A 20,060-nucleotide genomic window follows, 5' to 3' on the forward strand; every position below is an offset into this window, starting at 1 on the left:
AATGGAGGACATGCCTTCCGCACTTCCCGACGGCGAGCCCGTCCCCGACGACGGCGCGCTGCCCGCGCCCGCGCTCGCCGGGGCCGCGGACCGCCCCCTCGGGTTCTACCTGCACGTCCCGTACTGCGCGACCCGCTGCGGCTACTGCGACTTCAACACCTACACGGCGACCGAGCTACGCGGCACGGGCGGTGTCCTGGCCTCCCGCGACAACTACGCCGACACCCTGATCGACGAGATCCGTCTGGCCCGCAAGGTCCTCGGCGACGACCCGCGCGAGGTCCGCACGGTCTTCGTGGGCGGTGGTACGCCCACGCTGCTGGCCGCGGACGATCTCGTACGGATGCTGGGGGCGATCCGGGACGAGTTCGGGCTGGCGGCGGACGCGGAGGTCACGACGGAGGCGAACCCGGAGTCGGTGGACCCGGCCTATCTGGCCACGCTCCGGGACGGCGGCTTCAACCGCATTTCCTTCGGCATGCAGAGCGCGAAGCAGCATGTGCTGCGCGTGCTGGACCGTACGCACACGCCGGGCCGCCCGGAGGCGTGCGTCGCGGAGGCACGGGCGGCGGGCTTCGAGCACGTCAACCTCGACCTGATCTACGGCACGCCGGGCGAGTCGGACGACGACTGGCGGGCGTCCCTGGAGGCTGCGCTGGGCGCCGGGCCCGACCACATCTCGGCGTACGCGCTGATCGTCGAGGAGGGCACGCAGCTGGCCCGCCGTATCCGCCGGGGCGAGATCCCGATGACGGATGACGACGTCCACGCGGACCGGTACCTGATCGCCGAGGAGACACTCACGGCGGCCGGTTTCGACTGGTACGAGGTCTCGAACTGGGCGACGTCGGAGGCCGCCCGCTGCCTGCACAACGAGCTGTACTGGCGGGGCGCGGACTGGTGGGGAGCCGGTCCTGGCGCTCACAGTCACGTGGGCGGGGTGCGCTGGTGGAACGTCAAGCACCCGGGGGCGTACGCGGCGGCGCTGGCAGCGGGGCGGTCGCCGGGGCGGGGCGCGAGCTCCTGTCGGAGGAGGACAGGAGGGTCGAGCGGATCCTGCTGGAGCTGCGGCTTCGGGAGGGGGTGCCGCTGGAACTGCTGCGGGAGGAGGGGCTGGCGGCTGCGCGGCGGGCGCTGGGGGAAGGGTTGCTTCAGGAGGGGTCGTACGCGCAGGGGCGTGCCGTGCTGACGTTGCGGGGGCGGTTGCTGGCGGATGCGGTGGTGCGGGACCTGGTGGACTGATCACTCGGGCGAGTGAATCGGTACGGAACGCCGGTTCGGTCCCTAACCTGGTTCGTAGGCTGCCGCTAAAAGTACGCGGCGGATGTGGAGGGCCACGGAGATGACCGCTGTGGACGAGCGCGGGATGACCAAGTACTTCGAGGAGCTCGAGCCTCCCGAGGGCGTCAAGATGGAGCTTCTCCGGGGGGTAATCGTGATGATGGCCAGCCCTGACATCGTGCACAACATGATCGTCGCCGATGTGCAGGACCAGATCCCACGGCAGCACTGGGGTCGCCTCCAGACTCAGGATGTCGACATCGTCGACGAGGCCAGCGAGCCGGTACCGGACTTGGTGGTCCTGGAGCGTGACGTCATGCCCGCCTCGGGGCGCTTGTTGCCGTGTCAGCTGATCACGATGGTTGTCGAGGTCGTCTCCAAGTCCAGTGTCCATCAGGACTACGTGATCAAACGGTCGATTTACGCTGCAGGAAAGGTACCTGCCTACCTCATCGTCGACCCGATCATGGCGCACTGCGTCCTGCTGACGAAGCCCGCAGGGCAAGGCGAGGACGCCGACTACCGGACCCAGGAGATCACCAAGTTCAGTGATCCACTGCCGTTGGAGATCCTGGGGCTCGAACTGGACACAAGTGAGTTCGGCGTGTTCCCCAACGTCAGGCCCCACCGGTACCCGTGACGAAGTCGATCAGCTCCTCTACCCGCCCCAACAGCTCCGGCTCCAGGTCCCTGTAAGACCGCACCCGGCTCAAAATCCCCTGCCAAGCCGACCCGGTGTTTTCCGGCCATCCCAGCGCCCGGCACACTCCCGTCTTCCAGTCCTGCCCGTGCGGCACGCGCGGCCACGCCTCGATCCCCAGCGACGACGGCTTCACCGCCTGCCAGATGTCGATGTACGGGTGGCCGACGACGAGGGCGTGATCGCTGGTCACCGCCTCCGCGATGCGCCACTCCTTCGTGCCCGGCATCAGGTGGTCCACCAGGACGCCGAGCCGGGCGTCGGGGCCAGGGGCGAAGGCGTCGACGATCGACGGCAGGTCGTCGACGCCCTCCAGGTACTCCACGACGACGCCCTCGATGCGCAGGTCGTCGCCCCAGACCTTCTCGACCAGCTCGGCGTCGTGCCGGCCCTCGACGTAGATGCGGCCGGCGCGGGCCACGCGCGCGCGTGCGCCGGGGACGGCGACCGAACCGGATGCCGTACGGGTGGGACGTACCGGACCGGAAGCAGGTCTCACCAACGTCACCACCCGGCCCTCCAGCAGGAACCCGCGTGGCTCCAGCGGAAACACCCGGTGTTTGCCGAAGCGGTCCTCCAGGGTGACCGTGCCCGCCTCGCAGCGGATCACCGCGCCGCAGAAACCGGTGCCGGGCTCCTCGACCACCAGGCCGGGTTCGGCCGGGACCTCCGGGGCGAGCTGGGGCTTCTTCCACGGCGGGGTCAGGTCCGGAGAGTACTGGCGCATTCGGATGACGATAGGAGAAGCCGGCCGGTGGTGCCTATGACACGCCGAAACGCGTCGCCAGGACGTCGCGCTGCCGTCGTACGAACGCCGCGTCCACCACCGCTCCGTGTCCGGGCACGTACAGCGCGTCCGTGCCGCCGAGATCGAGCAGGTGGTCCAGGGCGGCGGGCCAGTGGGACGGTACGGCGTCGGGGCCCGCCTGCGGTTCGCCGGACTCCTCGACCAGGTCGCCGCAGAACACCACCTCGGGGTCGCCGGGGACCAGCACGGCGAGGTCGTGGGCGGTGTGGGCGGGGCCCACGTTGGCCAGCAGGACCTGGCGGTCGGGGCCCAGGTCGAGCGTCCACTCGCCGCTGACACGATGCCGCGGCGGCACCAGGGTGTCGGCCGCCTCCTGCGCCGTATCCGCGTCGAGGCCGCCCCGGACGGCGTCCGCGCGCAGTTCCTCGCGGCCGCGCCGCCCGCCGAGCACGGCGTCCACACCGACCGCGCCGAACACCTCCGCACCCGCGAACGCGGCCGCCCCGAAGACATGGTCGAAGTGGGGATGGGTGAGCGCGAGATGGGTCACACGGTGCCCGGCGAGCTCCTCCGCCTCCGCCCGCAGCCGGGCCCCCTCCGCAAGGCTCGACCCGGCGTCGATCAGCAGCGCCGCGCCCCGGCCGACCACCAGCCCCACCGTGCAGTCCCAGCCAGGCAGACGGCACCGGCCGACACTGGCCGCCAGCCGCTCCCATCCGAGCTCTTCCCAAGTCACCGTCATACGGCGACGCTAGCTGTAGGCGCCCACATGCCACGACCTCGCAGGACCGGCCTTGCCCGGGCCGTACCCGACGGCCGTACACTGGGCCGGGTAAGGCTGGCACTCGCATGCGCCGAGTGCCAGGGGGAGCGCCAAGGGACGACGTGACGGAGGTGTGCGCCATGCTCAGTGAGCGACGGCTGCAGGTGCTGCGCGCCATCGTCCAGGACTACGTCGGTACCGAGGAGCCGGTCGGCTCCAAGGCCCTCACCGAGCGGCACAGCCTCGGTGTCTCCCCGGCGACCGTCCGCAACGACATGGCGGCCCTGGAGGACGAGGGGTACATCGCCCAGCCGCACACCAGCGCCGGGCGCATCCCGACGGACAAGGGCTACCGGCTCTTCGTCGACAAGCTGGCCGAGGTCAAGCCGCTGACCGCGCCGGAGCGGCGCGCGATCCAGAACTTCCTCGACGGTGCCGTCGATCTCGACGATGTGGTGGCCCGGACCGTGCGGCTGCTCGCGCAGCTCACGCGGCAGGTCGCGGTGGTGCAGTATCCGTCGCTGACCCGGTCCACGGTGCGGCACGTGGAGCTGCTGTCGCTGGCTCCCGCGCGCGTGATGCTGGTCCTGATCACGGACACGGGCCGGGTGGAGCAGCGTATGGTCGACTGCCCGGCACCGTTCGGCGAGTCGTCCCTGGCGGATCTGCGGGCACGGCTCAACAGCAGGGTCGCGGGCCGGCGTTTCACGGATGTGCCGCAGTTGGTGCAGGATCTGCCGGAGGCCTTCGAAGCCGAGGACCGCGGCACGGTCCAGACGGTACTCTCCACCCTCCTGGAGACGCTCGTCGAACAGACCGAGGAGCGGCTGATGATCGGCGGCACCGCCAATCTGACCCGCTTCGGACATGACTTCCCCCTCACCATCCGGCCGGTGCTGGAGGCGCTGGAGGAGCAGGTCGTGCTCCTCAAGTTGCTTGGTGAGGCGAAGGATTCGGGCATGACCGTGCGCATCGGGCACGAGATCGCCCATGAGGGACTCAACTCCACGTCGGTGGTGTCGGTCGGCTACGGTTCGGGCGGCGAGGCAGTCGCCAAGCTCGGCGTGGTCGGACCGACCCGCATGGATTACCCGGGAACGATGGGAGCGGTACGCGCAGTGGCACGGTACGTCGGACAGATCCTGGCGGAGTCGTAAGTGGCCACGGATTACTACGCCGTTCTCGGCGTGCGCCGCGACGCGTCGCAGGAAGAGATCAAGAAGGCCTTCCGGCGGCTCGCTCGCGAGCTGCACCCGGACGTCAATCCGGATCCGAAGACCCAGGAGCGGTTCAAGGAGATCAACGCCGCTTACGAGGTGCTGTCGGACCCGCAGAAGAAGCAGGTCTACGACCTCGGCGGCGACCCGCTGTCCCAGGCGGGTGGCGCGGGCGCCGGCGGCTTCGGCGCGGGCGGCTTCGGGAACTTCTCGGACATCATGGACGCGTTCTTCGGTACGGCGTCGCAGCGCGGGCCGCGCTCGCGTACGCGCCGGGGCCAGGACGCGATGATCCGTATCGAGGTCGAGCTGGACGAGGCGGCCTTCGGTACGACGAAGGACATCCAGGTCGACACGGCCATCGTGTGCGCCACCTGCAGTGGTGAGGGCGCGGCGCCGGGGACCTCCGCCCAGACGTGTGACATGTGCCGCGGTCGCGGTGAGGTGTCGCAGGTCACGCGGTCGTTCCTGGGGCAGGTCATGACCTCCCGGCCGTGTCCGCAGTGCCAGGGCTTCGGCACCGTGGTGCCCAACCCGTGCCCGGAGTGCGCGGGCGACGGCCGGGTGCGGTCGCGTCGGACGCTGACGGTGAAGATCCCGGCCGGTGTCGACAACGGCACGCGGATCCAGCTCGCCGGCGAGGGCGAGGTCGGCCCCGGTGGCGGTCCGGCCGGTGACCTGTACGTCGAGATCCACGAGCTGCCGCACCCGACCTTCCAGCGCCGCGGCGACGACCTGCACTGCACGGTCACGATCCCGATGACGGCGGCGGCCCTCGGCACGAAGGTGCCGCTGGAGACCCTCGACGGCATGGAGGAGGTCGACATCCGCCCCGGCACCCAGTCCGGCCAGTCGATCCCTCTGCACGGGCGGGGCATCACGCACCTGCGCGGCGGCGGGCGCGGCGACCTGGTCGTCCACGTCGAGGTCCAGACCCCGACGAAGCTCGACCCCGAGCAGGAGCGCCTCCTGCGGGAGCTGGCCAAGCTACGCGGCGAGGAACGGCCTCAGGGGCAGTTCCAGCCGGGGCAGCAAGGGCTGTTCTCGCGGCTGAAGGATGCGTTCAACGGGCGCTGAGGGTGTTGACTCCCGGCGTTGGTGAGGCACCGCTTCCTGGTGCCGGCCTCGCTGGGGGCTGCCGCCCCAGACCCCCGTTTCGGCCTGAACGGCCTCGTCCTCAAACGCCGGACGGGCTGTTCTTGCCGACCGCCCTTCACCGGTTGCCCCTGGTCTATGCCAGACGGACGGCCGGATTCGGACTTGTTCGGAGGACGTGACAACATGCCGTCATGTCCTCCGCACTGACCGATCTCTTCCCGCTTCCGATCGTGCAGGCCCCCATGGCGGGCGGCGTCTCCGTGCCGCAGCTTGCGGCTGCCGTGTCCGAGGCGGGCGGGCTCGGGTTTCTGGCCGCCGGGTACAAGACGGCCGACGGCATGTACCAGGAGATCAAGCAGCTGCGGGGACTCACCGGCCGTCCCTTCGGCGTGAACCTGTTCATGCCGCAGCCCGAGTACCCCGGTGCAAGCACCGGCTCCACTGGAGCGGCTGGCGCCGCGCCCCCTTCCGCCGCCGCCGTGGACGTCTACGCCCACCAGCTGGCCGGCGAGGCCGCCTGGTACGAGGCCGAGCTGGGCGATCCGGACTGCGGGCGGGACGACGGTTACGACGTCAAGCTCGCGGTGCTGCTCGACAGCCCGGTGCCGGTGGTCTCCTTCCACTTCGGCTGCCCCCGCCGCGAGGTCCTGGACGCCCTGCGCCGCGCCGGAACCCTCACCCTGGTCACCGCCACGACGCCCGACGAGGCCCGCGCCGTCGAGCGGGCCGGCGCCGACGCCGTGATCGTCCAGGGCGTCGAGGCCGGCGGCCACCAGGGCACCCACCGGGACATCCCCGAGAACGACGGCTCCGCCCTCGGGCTGCTCTCCCTGATCGCCCAGGTCCGCGAGGCCGTCGGACTTCCCCTCGTCGCCGCCGGCGGCATCATGCGCGGCAGCCAGATCGCCGCCGCCCTCGCCGCGGGCGCGAGCGCCGCCCAGCTGGGCACCGCCTTCCTCGCCACACCCGAGTCCGGCGCCAACGCCGTGCACAAGCAGGCGCTGACCAACCCCCTCTTCGTCCGTACGGCACTCACCCGCGCCTTCTCCGGGCGGCCCGCCCGCGGGCTCGTCAACCGCTTCATGCGGGAACACGGGCCGTACGCCCCCGCCGCCTACCCGGAGATCCACCACCTCACCTCCCCCTTGCGCAAGGCGGCCGCCAAGGCGGGCGACGCGCAGGGCATGGCGCTGTGGGCGGGGCAGGGCCACCGGATGGCACGCGAGCTGCCGGCCGGGCAGCTGGTCGAGGTGCTGGCCGCCGAGCTCGAGGCCGCCAGGACAGCGTTGTCCTCCAGGGGCGGTGCCGGATGACCGCGCCCGTCTTCGTGGTGGAGCGCCTCGACGACAACGGGCCGGAGTTCGTGCTCGACGGCCCCGAGGGGCGGCACGCCGTCTCCGTCAAGAGACTGCGGCCCGGTGAGGACGTCGTCCTCACCGACGGACGCGGCCGCTGGGCGGAAGGGGTCGTCAAGGCCGCCGAGGGCAAGGACCGGCTGGTCGTGCAGCTGCACGGGGTGCGCGAGGAACCGGAGGAGTCCCCCCGTATCACTGTCGTCCAGGCCCTCCCCAAGGGCGACCGCGGCGAGCTGGCCGTGGAGACGATGACCGAGGTCGGCGTCGACGCGATCGTGCCGTGGACGGCCGCCCGCTGCATCACCCAGTGGAAGGGCGAGCGCGGAGCCAAGGCGCTGTCGAAGTGGCGGGCCACGGCTCGCGAGGCCGGCAAGCAGTCCCGCAGGGTGCGCTTTCCGGAGGTCGGGGAGGCGGCGACGAGCAAGCAGGTCGCCGCGCTGCTGGCCGGCGCCGACTTCGCCGCCGTACTGCACGAGAGCGGCGACGAACCGCTCGCCGCCGCCGAACTGCCCGCCGACGGCGCGATCGTGCTGGTCGTCGGACCCGAAGGCGGCGTCTCCGACGAGGAGTTGGCGCTCTTCGAGGAGGCGGGCGCGAAGGCCTACCGCCTCGGGCCGACCGTGCTGCGCACCTCGACCGCCGGTACGGCCGCGGCCGCGCTGCTCCTCGGCCGCACCGGACGCTGGTCCTGACCCAGCTGAGGGAGGACGTCATGGAACTCGCCCAAGTAAGGCTGCTGGTCGGCGACTTCGCCGCCTGCTACCGCTTCTACGCCGACGTCCTCGGCCTCAAACCGCAGTCGGGCGCGACCGAGGGGCCGTACGAGAAGTTCAGTCCCGCCACCGGATCGGCGGGCATCGCTCTCCAGGACCGGGCGATGATGGCCGGCGTCCTGGGGGAGCTGGGCGACACGGCGACCGGGCACCGCTCGCTGGTCGTGCTGCGCGTCGACGACCTGGACGGCTACTGCGAGCGCATCACCGCACGCGGCGCGACCCTCCTGCACGGCCCGGCGTCCATGACGGACCGCATGCGGGCCGCCCACCTCAAGGACCCGGAGGGGAACCTGGTGGAACTGCAGGAGTGGCTGCTGCTGCGCGGCTGACCACCGAGAGCACCGAGTGGCCGTATGTGCCCTACCGCGACGGCCGGGGCAGTGGCAGGCTGCCGTCCATGGGGGCACTGCGGTGGATTCGGGGTCGGCCGCGCGGGACGCGGGTGATGGCTGTGGCGGGAGCCGTGGTGGTCGGCGTGGGCGGGATCGTGGCCTGTGAACCGGGTGCCATGAGCTCGGCGACGGTGGCCTACACGACCGACGAACTGGTGACGCGGGAACTGCAGCGGCAGAAGGCCGACGTCCAATGGCTCAGCTGCACCGCCGACTTCGGCAACCGGACCGGGTCGACCCCGTCCGCGAGCGTCGACACCGTCGCGGACGTCGACTGCCAGGGCCGGACCACCGACGGCAAGGACATCACCGTCACCGGCAAGGTGACCCGCGCGGTCGACGGCGCCTGTGTACGCGGTGACCTCACCGCCGAGGTGGACGGCAAGGAGTGGTTCCACGTCACCGGACTCGGCGACTGCAACGCCACCAGCGCCCCGCCGGCCGGCAACCGGCCCGGCGGCGGGCCCACCACCACCGTGACCGTCACCAAGACCGTCTGGTGCCACGGCGATCCGAACTGCTGGCCGGAGGGCAAGTGAGGGGAGCACGGCAAGTGATCCAAACCCCTGTGCGCGGGGCCCGCCCCTGCATAGGGTGATCGGGTGACAGAGTCCGCAGCGCCCGCCCCGTCGGCGTATCTCCGGTTTCCGCACCTGCACCGCGATGTGGTCGCCTTCACCGCCGAGGACGACGTCTGGATCGCCCCCCTCGACGGCGGCCGGGCCTGGCGGGTGAGCGCCGACAACGTCCCGGTGACCATGCCGCGCCTCTCGCCCGACGGCACCACCGTCGCCTGGACCTCGACCCGCGACGGCGCCCCCGAGGTGCACATCGCCCCCGTCGACGGCGGCCCGGCGAGGCGGCTCACCCACTGGGGCAGCGTGAAGACCGAGGTCCGCGGCTGGACCCCGGACGGCCAGGTCCTCGCCCTCACCACGCACGGCCAGGCCAGCCTGCGCCGCACCTGGGCGCACGCCGTCCCGCTGGACGGCGGACCGGCGACCCGGCTGCCGTACGGGCCGGTCGGCGAGGTCGCGTACGGGCCGCACACCGCGCTGCTGTCCGCGCCGATGGGACGCGAGGCCGCCAAGTGGAAGCGGTACCGGGGCGGTACGGCGGGCAAGTTGTGGATCGACCGGGAGGGGGAAGGGGAGTTCGTACGGCTGCATGAGGAGCTGGACGGGAACATCGAGTACCCGGTGTGGGTGGGGGACCGGATCGCCTTCCTGTCCGACCACGAGGGCACCGGCGCGCTCTACTCCTCCCTCGCCGACGGCTCCGACCTGCGCCGGCACACCCCACTCGACGGCTTCTACGCCCGGCATGCCGCGAGCGACGGCACCCGTGTCGTCTACTCCTGCGCCGGTGAACTCTGGCTGCTCGACGACCTCGACGCCGCCGAGCCCCGCCGGCTCGAGCTGCGGCTCGGCGGGCAGCACACCGACCGGCAGCCGTACCCGGTGAACGCCTCCCGCTGGTTCGGGTCCGCCTCCCCCGACCACACCGCGCGCGGCAGCGCGGTCTCCGTGCGCGGCGGGGTGCACTGGGTGACGCATCGCTCCGGCCCCGCCCGTGCGCTGGCCGCCGAACCCGGCGTACGGGCCCGGCTGCCGCGCACCTTCCGCGCGGAGGGCGAGGAGTGGGTGGTGTGGGTGACGGACGCCGAGGGCGAGGACGCCCTGGAGTTCGCGCCCGCCACCGGACTGACCCCGGGCTCCGTTCCGCGCCGGCTCGCCGCCGGGCAGCTCGGCCGGGTCCTGGAGCTCGCCATGGCACCCGACGGCAGCCGGGCCGCCGTCGCCGCGCACGACGGGCGGCTGCTGCTCGTCGAACGGGAGACCGGCGAGGTGCGGGAGGTCGATCGCAGCGACAACGGAGACGTCTGCGGGCTGGTCTTCTCGCCGGACTCGGCGTGGCTCGCCTGGTCCCACCCCGGCCCCCGCCCGCTCTGCCAGCTGAGGCTCGCCAACACCACCGATCTGTCGGTCACCGAGGCGACCCCGCTGCGTTTCCAGGACTACGCGCCCGCCTTCACCGCCGACGGCAAGCACCTCGCCTTCCTCTCCAACCGCTCCTTCGACCCCGTCTACGACGAGCACGTCTTCGACCTGGCGTTCGTCGTCGGCGACCGCCCCCACCTGATCACTCTCGCCGCGACCACGCCCTCGCCGTTCGGCCCGCAGCGGCACGGCCGCCCCTTCGAGACGCCGGACAAGGACGAGACGCCCGACAGCGAGGGCACCCCGACGACCCGGATCGACCTCGAGGGGCTCGCCGACCGGATCGTGCCGTTCCCGGTCGAGGCCGGCCGCTACTCCAACCTGCGCGCCGCGAAGGACGGGGTGCTGTGGCTGCGGCACCCCGTGCAGGGCGTCCTCGGTTCCTCCCGGGCCACCCCGGACGACCCCGACCCCAAGACCGAGCTGGAGCGCTACGACCTCGCCCAGCACCGTCTGGAGCACCTCGCCGTCGATGCCGACCACTTCGAGGTCAGCGGCGACGGGAAACGCGTGCTGCTGTGGACCGACGGCCGGCTGAAGGTCGTCCCCAGCGACCGGCGCGCCTCGAACGACGACGACAGCGACACCAACGTCACCGTCGACCTCGGCCGGGTACGGCAGATCATCGACCCGGCGGCCGAGTGGCGGCAGATGTACGAGGAGACCGGCCGCATCATGCGGGACCACTTCTGGCGGCCCGACATGAACGGCGTCGACTGGGACGGTGTCCTCGACCGCTACCGGCCGGTCCTCGATCGGATCGCCACCCACGACGACCTCGTGGACCTGCTGTGGGAGGTACAGGGCGAGCTCGGCACCTCCCACGCCTACGTCATGCCGAACGGCGGCTACGGCCACGGGCCCCGCCAGGGACTGCTCGGCGCGGACATCTCCCGGCACGCCGACGGCAGTTGGCGTATCGACCGGATCCTCCCCTCGGAGACCTCCGACCCCGACGCCCGCTCCCCGCTCGCCGCGCCCGGCGTCGCGGTGCGCGCCGGGGACGCCATCGTGGCCGTGGCCGGGCGGGCGGTGGATCCGGTGACCGGGCCGGCGCCGCTGCTCGTCGGTACGGCCGGGAAGCCCGTCGAACTGACCGTCTCGCCGTCCGGCGGCGGCGAGGTGCGGCACGCGGTGGTCGTGCCGGTCGCGGACGAGGAACCGCTGCGCTACCACGACTGGGTCGCCGACCGGCGGGCCTACGTCCACGAGCGCTCCGGCGGCCGGCTCGGCTACCTCCACGTCCCCGACATGCAGGCGCCGGGCTGGGCGCAGATCCACCGGGACCTGCGGGTGGAGGTGGCCCGGGAAGGGCTCGTGGTGGACGTACGGGAGAACCGGGGCGGCCACACCTCCCAACTCGTCGTCGAGAAGCTGGCCCGGCGGATCGTCGGCTGGGCCGTGCCGCGTGGGATGCGGCCGTACAGCTATCCGCAGGACGCGCCGCGCGGCCCGGTGGTCGCCGTCGCCAACGAGTTCTCCGGTTCCGACGGCGACATCGTGAACGCGGCGATCAAGGCGCTCGGGCTGGGGCCGGTGGTCGGCACCCGCACCTGGGGCGGTGTCATCGGCATCGACAGCCGCTACCGGCTCGTCGACGACACGCTGATCACACAGCCGAAGTACGCGTTCTGGCTGGAGGGTTACGAGTGGGGCGTGGAGAACCACGGCGTGGACCCGGACGTGGAGGTCGTGCAGCGACCGCAGGACTATGCGGCGGGGCGCGACGCGCAGCTGGACGAGGCGGTGCGGACAGCGCTGGCGGCGTTGGAGGAGACGCCCGCGAAGGTACCGCCGAGCCTGCCGTGACCGTGCGCTGAGGCTGGGCCGGGGGGTAGCGCAGCCCGGCGCGAGCGGGGTGCCTCCCCCACTCTCGGCTTCGCTCGAGCGGGGGGACCCCCATCGCCCACCCGTGCCGCCCTGCGGCACGACTGCCCGCAGCGGTGGCAGATACGATCGCGGCCTGCTGCAACGCCCTAGGGGCGCGGGGAACTGCGCGATCAACCACGACTCACCCGCAGCCGACGACGATACGATGCCCCCCGTAAACCGCCCAACCCCCGGAGGGAACATGGCAGGGGAAGCGCAGGACGACTGTCTGTTCTGCAAGATCGTCGAGGGGCACATCCCGGCGACGATCGTCCGTGAGACGGAGACCACCGTTGCGTTCCGGGACATCAACCCCCAGGCGCCCACGCACGTCCTGGTGATCCCCAAGGCGCACTACCGGGACGCCGCCACGCTCGCCGCCGCCGCGCCGGAGCTCGCCGCGGACGTTCTGCGCGAGACGCAGGCGGTCGCGGACGAGGACAAGCTGGAGGCCTACCGCGTCGTGTTCAACACCGGCTCCGGCGCCGGCCAGACCGTCTGGCACGCCCACGCCCACGTCCTGGGCGGCCGCGGCCTCGAGTGGCCCCCGGGGTAAGCACGTTGTCCGTACGAGAACTGGTGGTCCTCGGCACCGCCAGTCAGGTCCCGACCAGGCATCGCAACCACAACGGCTACCTGTTGCGCTGGGACGGCGAGGGCATCCTGTTCGACCCCGGCGAGGGCACCCAGCGCCAGATGCTCCGCGCCGGGGTTGCGGCACACGACATCGACCGGATCTGCGTCACGCACTTCCACGGCGACCACTCCCTCGGCCTCGCCGGAGTGATCCAGCGCATCAACCTCGACCAGGTGCCGCACCCCGTCACCGCGCACTACCCCCGCTCCGGACAGCGCTTCTTCACCCGGCTCCGGTACGCCACCGCCTACCGGGAGACGGTCGACCTCATCGAGGCGCCGGTGCACCAGGACGGCGATCTCGCGGTGACGTCGTCGTACACACTCCAGGCCCGCAAACTCTCCCACCCCGTCGAGTCCTACGGCTACCGGCTGATCGAGCCCGACGGCCGCCGCATGCTGCCCGACCGGCTCGCCGCGTACGGCATCAAGGGGCCCGACGTGGGACGGCTCCAGCGGGAGGGAGTGCTCGCGGACGTCCGTCTGGAAGACGTGAGCGAGGTGCGCCGCGGACAGCGGTTCGCGTTCGTCATGGACACCCGGCTGTGCGACGGGGTGTACGCGCTCGCCGAGGGCTGCGACATGCTCGTCATCGAGGCGACGTTCCTCGACGAGGACATCGAACTCGCCGCGGAACACGGGCACCTGGCGGTAGGTCAGGCAGCGCGGGTGGCCAAGGAGTGCGGCGTACGGCACCTCGTCCTCACCCACTTCAGCCAGCGCTACTCGGAACCTGACGAGTTCGAGCGGCAGGCGCGGGCGGCCGGGTTCGAGGGGGAGCTGAGCGTGGCGCACGACCTACAGAGAGTGCCGGTTCTGAAGCGTCGGTGAAACGCCCGTACGATGCTTTGATGCCCCTCCCGAAAGCCGAACTGCACCTCCATATCGAAGGCACCCTGGAGCCCGAGCTCGCTTTCGAGCTCGCCGCACGCAACGGTGTGACCCTGCCGTACGCGGACACCGAAGAGCTCCGCGAGGCGTACCGGTTCGCGGACCTCCAGTCCTTTCTGAACCTGTACTACGAGCTCATGGCCGTTCTGCGCACCGAGCGGGACTTCGAGGACCTCGCGAACGCCTATCTCGCCCGCGCCGCCGCGCAGGGTGTGCGGCACGCGGAGATCTTCTTCGACCCGCAGGCGCACATCGGGCGCGGGGTGGCGATGGGGACCGTGGTCGAGGGGCTCTGGCGGGCACTCGGCCGCAGCCAGGAGACGCACGGGATCTCCACCCAGCTGATCATGTGCTTCCTGCGGGACGAGTCCGCCGAGTCGGCGATGGAGACGCTGGACGCTGCCAAGCCCTACCTGGACCGGATCACCGGTGTGGGGCTGGACTCCGCCGAGGTCGGGCATCCGCCGGTGAAGTTCCGCGAGGTGTACGAGGCGGCCGCCGCCCTCGGGCTGCGGCGGGTGGCGCACGCCGGTGAGGAGGGGCCGCCGGAGTACATCACCGAGGCCCTGGACGTGCTCGGCGTCGAGCGGATCGACCACGGCCTGCGCTGCCTGGAGGACCCGGCCCTGGTCGAACGGCTCGTGCGCGACCGCGTCCCGCTGACGCTGTGCCCGCTGTCCAACGTGCGGCTGCGTGCCGTGGACGTCCTGGAACAGCACCCGCTGCCCGCCATGCTCGACGCCGGCCTGCTGTGCACGGTCAACTCCGACGACCCCGCCTACTTCGGCGGCTACGCCGGCGACAACTTCGACGCGGTGCGCCAGGCCCTCGGGCTGGACGAGGAACAGCTGCGCGAGCTGGCCCGCAACTCCTTCACCGCCTCCTTCCTGGAGCACGACGAGGAGCGGCGGGCGCGGTATCTCGCGGAGGTCGAGGCCTACAAGTTCGGCTGATCCCTAATCGGTCGCGGACCCCGGTGCGGCGAATGCCTGCCGGGGGCCTGCCGTGCCGTAGGCCGAGCGGTCGGCGGGGAGGGACGCGGCGTCCACCGGGATCTCCAGGACGTCCATGACCGGTGCGGGGCGCGTCGCGCGCAGCGCCACGGCCGTCATCGGGACGGCGATCACCAGCAGCCCGGCGGCCAGGACCAGGCCCATCGCCGGGAACCCCGCCTGTGCCGAGAGGACGCTGCCGGTCAGCGGGCCCGCCGCCGTGCCGAGTGATGACGCCGAGCCGACGAGTACCGCCCAGCGGCCGCGCGGGTCGAGCGAGGCGGCGAGGCCGATGACGTAGGAGAGGACGATCGGGTAGAGGGCGTTCCAGGCGATCTCGCCCGCCGCGAACGTCGTCAGGCCGGTCGCCGAGGCGCTGACGGCGATGCAGCCCGCGATGAGGCCGGTCCCCGCGCCGATGGGCAGCGCGTGTCCGAGCCGCGGCCCCAGCGCCCCGGCGCCGGTCACGCCCAGCAGCCCGGCGCCCAGCCCGACCGCGAAGACGACGCCGACGGTTGCCTCCGTCAGATGCGCCTGGGTCAGACCGATCCGCCCGCTGACACCCCAGAGGGAGTTCTGGGCCATCGACCAGCAGGGCATCGCGGCGGCCAGCACGAGACCCGAGCGAAGGTGGGGGAGGCGGGGCCGGTCGTGGCCGCTGCCGTGCTGCGGGGCGGCGTCCCACGGACTGCGAGGCGGCCGGTGAGTGGCCACACCGCCAGCGCCGTCAGGGCGATCGCGGCCAGGGGCAGGCCGTGCCCGGGGCCGAGGTGGGGGACCGTCAGATAGACCGCGCCCGCCAGCGCGGAGACGCTGAGCAGTCCGAGCGTGGTGGTGCGGTGCGGTTCGCGTCGGCCGGCGATGCCGGTGGCGGCGACCGCGGTGGCCGTACCCGAGCCGAATCCGCCGATCACCGCGCCAGTGACGACGGCCCAGACGGTGGTGGTGAGGGCGGCGCCGCCGTAGCCGAGGACGGCGAGAGCGAGGCCGGCGCGGGCGAGGGTGCGGGGGCCGAGCCGGTCGACCCGGGATGCCAGCAGGAAGCCCGCCGACGCCGAACTCAGCAGCAGGGCACTGCCGATCGCGCCCGCCTGGGTGGCGGATACGGACAGACCGGAGTCCAGTCGGCCGACGACCGTCGGCAGCAGATACGGGGCGAGGTACCCGGCCGTGAAAAGGGCGACGAGGGGCAGGGCGTGGTGGTGCGGGGCGAGCACGGGCGTTCCCAGGGCATGCGAAAGGGGCGGCACAAAAAGGGAGGAGGGGCGACGACCGTCGACGGACAGGAACGCGCGGGCAATTTGTATCAAGCGGGGGGTGGGACGAGGGAGGGCGGGGGTGTGATCTGGGGCACGTTCTGTTTGGGGTGGAGTAAGGCGGGTAGACGTGCGTGCTCCCACCGGCTCATGCCGGTTCACGACCCGCTGCCGCCATTGACGCCTGCTGTTCGCCTACCTAATCTCCATTCCCATACGTGTATTACGTCTGCATGGGGGAGCCATCCTGTGAACCTCGCCGTTACGGACGTACGGCTGACCCCGATCCTGGTCGCCGACCCGCCCCTGCTCAACACCCAGGGCGTCCACCAGCCGTACACGCCCCGGCTGATCGTGGAGGTCGTGACGGCCGAAGGGGCCACCGGACTCGGCGAGACGTACGGCGACACCAAGTACCTTGGACTCGCCCGGCTCTTCGCCGACAAACTGCTCGGCCACCAAGTCACGGATGTGAACGCACTGTTCACCATCGCGGACGAGGTGGCCGTCGATCAGTCCGTGGTCTCCGGCCAGGTCGACGTCGGCGGGCTGCGCGGTGTCCAGACCGCCGACAAGCTGCGGCTGTCCGTCGTCTCGGCGTTCGAGGTGGCGTGTCTGGACGCGCTGGGCAAGGCGCTCGGCCTGCCCGTGCACGCGCTGCTGGGCGGCAAGGTACGGGACGCCGTCGAGTACAGCGCGTACCTCTTCTACAAGTGGGCCGACCATCCCGAGGGCGTCCCCGCCGAGAAGGACGACTGGGGTGCCGCCCTCGATCCGGCCGGAGTCGTCGAGCAGGCGCGGAAGTTCAAGGAGCGGTACGGCTTCACGTCGTTCAAGCTCAAGGGGGGTGTCTTCCCGCCGGACGAGGAGATCGCCGCCGTACGCGCGCTCGCCGAGGCCTTCCCCGGGCATCCGCTGCGGCTGGATCCCAACGGTGCCTGGTCCGTTGCGACCTCGCTGAAGGTGGCGAAGGAGCTGGCGGATGTCCTCGAATACCTGGAGGACCCTGCGCTGGGCACGCCCGCGATGGCCGAGGTCGCCGCCGGGACCACCGTGCCGCTCGCCACCAACATGTGCGTGACGACGTTCGCCGAGATCAAGGAGGCGTTCGCGAAGGACGCCGTCCAGGTCGTCCTCTCCGACCACCACTACTGGGGCGGCCTGCGCAACACGCAGCAACTCGCCGCTGTCTGCCGCACCTTCGGGGTGGGGGTGTCGATGCACTCCAACACCCACCTCGGGATCAGCCTCGCCGCGATGACCCAGGTGGCGTCCACCGTCCCCGGCCTCCACCACGCCTGCGACTCCCACTACCCCTGGCAGTCGGAGGACGTGCTCACCGAGCGGCTGGTCTTCGACGGCGGCAGGGTCACCGTCTCCGACGCCCCCGGCCTCGGCGTCGAACTCGACCGCGAGCGACTGGCCCTCCTGCACCGGCGGTGGCTCGACGACGACGGCACGCTGCGGGACCGCGACGACGCGGCGGCGATGCGGGTCGCCGACCCGCAGTGGCGTACGCCGTCCGTCCCTCGCTGGTAGACGCCCGTGACGACCTGACGCGCCCCTCCACCGGACCATGGGCCCCTTGTCAGTGGTGTGGTGCACACTGGCCAGATCAGCACCACGTCAGGGAGCGCACCGTGACCGCGTCCACCGGAGAGGGGCCGACGCCCGTCGCACTCGGATCGAACTGCCACGCCCATGTCGACCCCCTGGCCGCCGTGCGCACGCCGGACGACCCGCCCTGGGACGTCTATCTCACGGGCACGGTCTTCCTCGACATCGTCTTCACCGGGCTCGACTCCGCCCCGGTGCGCGGGACCGAGACCTGGGCGCGGGGGATGGGGTCGAGTCCCGGCGGCGTCGCCAACATGGCGACCGCGCTGGCCCGGCTCGGCCTGCGGACGTCCCTCGCGGCGGCCTTCGGCGACGACCACTACGGCGACTACTGCTGGGATGCCCTGGCCCAGGGCGAGGGCATCGACCTCACTCCGTCACGCACGGTGCGCGGCTGGCACTCCCCGGTCACCGTATCGATGGCGTACGAGGGCGAACGCACGATGGTCTCCCACGGCCACGAACCGCCCCCCGAGGAGCCGTCCCACCCATCGCCCGCCACTGCCCTCAAACGACGCCCTCCGGGCGCAGACCTGCCTCCGTGCCCCCCACGCGCGCGTGCCGCCGTCGCCTCGCTCACCCCCGGCAAGCGCGCCCCCTGGATCGCGCAGGCCGCGAGCAGGGGCAGCCGCATCTTCGCCGACGTCGGCTGGGACGACACCGGCGCCTGGGACCTGGCCGGCCTCGCCGACCTCGAACACTGCGAGGCGTTCCTGCCGAACGCCGAGGAGGCGATGCGCTACACCCGCACCGCCTGCCCGCGCGCCGCCGCGCAGGCCCTCACCGAGCACGTACCGGTCGCCGTGGTCACCCTCGGCGCCGAGGGGGCGTACGCGGTGGACCGGCGCACCGGGGAAAGCGCCGAGGTTCCGGCGATCGACGTGGAGGCGCTGGACCCCACCGGCGCGGGTGACGTCTTCGTGGCCGGTTTCGTCACCGGCACCCTCGCCGGCTGGCCGCTGGCCGAGCGCCTCGCCTTCGCCGGCCTCACGGCAGCCCTCTCCGTGCAGGAGTTCGGAGGCTCCCTGTCCGCCCCGGGCTGGTCCGAGATCGGCGCCTGGTGGCGCCGGGTGCAGTCGTTCGACGACCAGGACCCGGCGGCGCTGCGCCGGTACGCGTTCCTGGAGACCCTGATCCCCGCCACCGCCCGACCGTGGCCGCTGCGTCGCGCGGTCCCGACGATCGGCTTCGGCCGGTCGGTCTGACGCCGGCCGGTCTCGAAGCCGGTCGGTCCGGCACCGGCGTCCCGGCCCCGGTGTGCCGTACAGCGCAGCGAAAAGGCCTACGGCGATGTCAGTCCCTCGGCGTACCCTGGAAATCGCCAGGCCGCCCTTGTGGCAGGCGAGTCGTATCGAGGAGGACGTGCAGGCCTTAAGCGCCGGCCCATGACTCAGACACCCACAGCTCACACCCCCGCGCAGGGGCAGGCGAGAGCACAGTTCACCGTCCCCGCCCAGCACCCCATGGTGACGGTGCTGGGGTCCGGCGACTCCCTACTGCGCGTGATCGAGAAGGCCTTCCCGGCGGCCGACATCCACGTCCGGGGCAATGAGATCAGCGCGGTCGGACCCGCGGCGGAAGTCGCCCTCATCCAGCGCCTGTTCGACGAGATGATGCTGGTGCTCCGCACCGGGCAGCCGATGACGGAGGACGCAGTGGAACGCTCGATCGCCATGCTCAGGGCCAGTGAGAACGGGGAGGGCCCGGAGGAGACCCCGGCCCAGGTGCTCACCCAGAACATCCTGTCCTCGCGCGGCCGCACGATCCGCCCCAAGACCCTCAACCAGAAGCGGTACGTCGACGCGATCGACAAGCACACGATCGTCTTCGGCATCGGCCCCGCCGGCACCGGCAAGACCTACCTCGCGATGGCCAAGGCGGTGCAGGCCCTGCAGTCCAAGCAGGTCAACCGCATCATCCTGACCCGCCCGGCGGTCGAGGCGGGCGAGCGCCTCGGCTTCCTGCCCGGCACCCTGTACGAGAAGATCGACCCCTATCTGCGCCCGCTCTACGACGCGCTGCACGACATGATCGACCCGGACTCCATCCCCCGCCTGATGGCCGCCGGGACGATCGAGGTCGCGCCGCTCGCCTACATGCGCGGCCGTACGCTCAACGACGCCTTCATCATCCTGGACGAGGCCCAGAACACGAGCCCCGAGCAGATGAAGATGTTCCTCACCCGCCTCGGCTTCGACTCGAAGATCGTGATCACGGGTGATGTGACGCAGGTCGACCTGCCGAACGGCACGAAGTCGGGTCTGCGGCAGGTGCGGGAGATCCTGGAGGGCGTCGAGGACGTCCACTTCTCGATCCTGTCGTCCCACGATGTCGTCCGGCACAAGCTGGTGGGCCGTATCGTCGACGCGTACGAGAAGTACGACGACAAGTACGGCACGGAGAACGGCACGCACAAGGGCCGTGGCAAGACCGGCGCCAAGGGCTCCAAGGGGAAGTAGACCAGCACGA

At 71.7% G+C, this 20,060-nt stretch carries 16 protein-coding genes and 2 pseudogenes; 15 read left to right on the top strand and 3 right to left on the bottom strand.

What is annotated here, in order from left to right:
* Positions 1-10: 10 nt before the first annotated feature.
* Both hemW and StrepF001_RS32805 read left to right on the top strand, forming a co-directional pair.
* Positions 11-1,242, top strand: a pseudogene (gene hemW / locus StrepF001_RS32800) (radical SAM family heme chaperone HemW).
* A gap of 100 nt (positions 1,243-1,342) precedes the next feature.
* On the top strand, positions 1,343-1,921 hold the full coding sequence (locus tag StrepF001_RS32805; protein ID WP_240797787.1) for a Uma2 family endonuclease: 579 nt from the start codon (positions 1,343-1,345) through the stop codon (positions 1,919-1,921).
* Here the strand turns inward: StrepF001_RS32805 and StrepF001_RS32810 are convergent.
* Together StrepF001_RS32810 and StrepF001_RS32815 are read right to left on the bottom strand one after the other, a co-directional pair.
* A complete protein-coding gene (locus tag StrepF001_RS32810) occupies positions 1,899-2,708 on the bottom strand; it encodes a DUF3097 domain-containing protein (RefSeq protein ID WP_129801824.1) in 810 nt (269 codons plus the stop codon). The two genes, StrepF001_RS32805 and StrepF001_RS32810, sit on opposite strands and share 23 nt — an antisense overlap.
* A gap of 34 nt (positions 2,709-2,742) precedes the next feature.
* Positions 2,743-3,471: an MBL fold metallo-hydrolase gene (locus tag StrepF001_RS32815; RefSeq protein WP_129801825.1), complete on the bottom strand. Its 729-nt coding sequence runs from the start codon at positions 3,469-3,471 to the stop codon at positions 2,743-2,745.
* Between the two features lie 161 nt (positions 3,472-3,632).
* On the opposite strand from StrepF001_RS32815, the gene hrcA reads away from it, so the two are divergent.
* From hrcA to StrepF001_RS32865, 10 genes are all read left to right on the top strand, one after another.
* Positions 3,633-4,649 carry a heat-inducible transcriptional repressor HrcA gene (gene hrcA / locus StrepF001_RS32820; RefSeq protein WP_129801826.1) on the top strand — a complete coding sequence of 339 codons (1,017 nt, stop codon included), beginning with the start codon at positions 3,633-3,635 and terminating at the stop codon, positions 4,647-4,649.
* A complete protein-coding gene (dnaJ, locus tag StrepF001_RS32825; RefSeq protein ID WP_129801827.1) occupies positions 4,650-5,786 on the top strand; it encodes a molecular chaperone DnaJ in 1,137 nt (378 codons plus the stop codon).
* 212 nt (positions 5,787-5,998) lie between these two features.
* Positions 5,999-7,120 (top strand): nitronate monooxygenase, encoded by a 1,122-nt coding sequence (locus StrepF001_RS32830; protein WP_129801828.1) that lies wholly within the window; start codon positions 5,999-6,001, stop codon positions 7,118-7,120.
* Positions 7,117-7,854 (top strand): 16S rRNA (uracil(1498)-N(3))-methyltransferase, encoded by a 738-nt coding sequence (locus StrepF001_RS32835; RefSeq protein WP_129801829.1) that lies wholly within the window; start codon positions 7,117-7,119, stop codon positions 7,852-7,854. The genes StrepF001_RS32830 and StrepF001_RS32835 overlap by 4 nt, the downstream gene beginning before the upstream one ends.
* Positions 7,855-7,874: 20 nt before the next feature.
* Positions 7,875-8,267: a VOC family protein gene (locus StrepF001_RS32840; RefSeq protein ID WP_129801830.1), complete on the top strand. Its 393-nt coding sequence runs from the start codon at positions 7,875-7,877 to the stop codon at positions 8,265-8,267.
* A gap of 68 nt (positions 8,268-8,335) precedes the next feature.
* Positions 8,336-8,869 (top strand): hypothetical protein, encoded by a 534-nt coding sequence (locus tag StrepF001_RS32845; RefSeq protein WP_165396436.1) that lies wholly within the window; start codon positions 8,336-8,338, stop codon positions 8,867-8,869.
* Positions 8,870-8,932: 63 nt separating this feature from the next.
* Positions 8,933-12,139 (top strand): S41 family peptidase, encoded by a 3,207-nt coding sequence (locus StrepF001_RS32850; RefSeq protein ID WP_129801831.1) that lies wholly within the window; start codon positions 8,933-8,935, stop codon positions 12,137-12,139.
* Between the two features lie 262 nt (positions 12,140-12,401).
* Positions 12,402-12,755 carry a histidine triad nucleotide-binding protein gene (locus StrepF001_RS32855; RefSeq protein WP_129801832.1) on the top strand — a complete coding sequence of 118 codons (354 nt, stop codon included), beginning with the start codon at positions 12,402-12,404 and terminating at the stop codon, positions 12,753-12,755.
* A gap of 5 nt (positions 12,756-12,760) precedes the next feature.
* On the top strand, positions 12,761-13,666 hold the full coding sequence (locus StrepF001_RS32860; RefSeq protein WP_129801833.1) for a ribonuclease Z: 906 nt from the start codon (positions 12,761-12,763) through the stop codon (positions 13,664-13,666).
* A 20-nt stretch (positions 13,667-13,686) separates the two neighbouring features.
* A complete protein-coding gene (locus StrepF001_RS32865) occupies positions 13,687-14,679 on the top strand; it encodes an adenosine deaminase (RefSeq protein ID WP_165396429.1) in 993 nt (330 codons plus the stop codon).
* Between the two features lie 3 nt (positions 14,680-14,682).
* On the opposite strand, the pseudogene StrepF001_RS32870 reads toward StrepF001_RS32865, so the two are convergent.
* Positions 14,683-15,935: pseudogene (locus StrepF001_RS32870) on the bottom strand (MFS transporter).
* 288 nt (positions 15,936-16,223) lie between these two features.
* Between StrepF001_RS32870 and StrepF001_RS32875 the strand changes: the two are divergent.
* The 3 genes from StrepF001_RS32875 (at position 16,224) to StrepF001_RS32885 (ending at position 20,050) form a co-directional block, all read left to right on the top strand.
* Positions 16,224-17,513, top strand: coding sequence for a glucarate dehydratase family protein (locus tag StrepF001_RS32875; protein WP_165396430.1), 1,290 nt, complete (start codon positions 16,224-16,226; stop codon positions 17,511-17,513).
* Between the two features lie 101 nt (positions 17,514-17,614).
* Positions 17,615-18,796 (top strand): PfkB family carbohydrate kinase, encoded by a 1,182-nt coding sequence (locus tag StrepF001_RS32880; RefSeq protein ID WP_129801836.1) that lies wholly within the window; start codon positions 17,615-17,617, stop codon positions 18,794-18,796.
* A gap of 180 nt (positions 18,797-18,976) precedes the next feature.
* Positions 18,977-20,050, top strand: coding sequence for a PhoH family protein (locus StrepF001_RS32885; RefSeq protein WP_129801837.1), 1,074 nt, complete (start codon positions 18,977-18,979; stop codon positions 20,048-20,050).
* Positions 20,051-20,060: the final 10 nt, after the last annotated feature.

Source organism: Streptomyces sp. F001 (assembly GCF_004187715.1).
Classification (GTDB): domain Bacteria; phylum Actinomycetota; class Actinomycetes; order Streptomycetales; family Streptomycetaceae; genus Streptomyces; species Streptomyces flavusporus.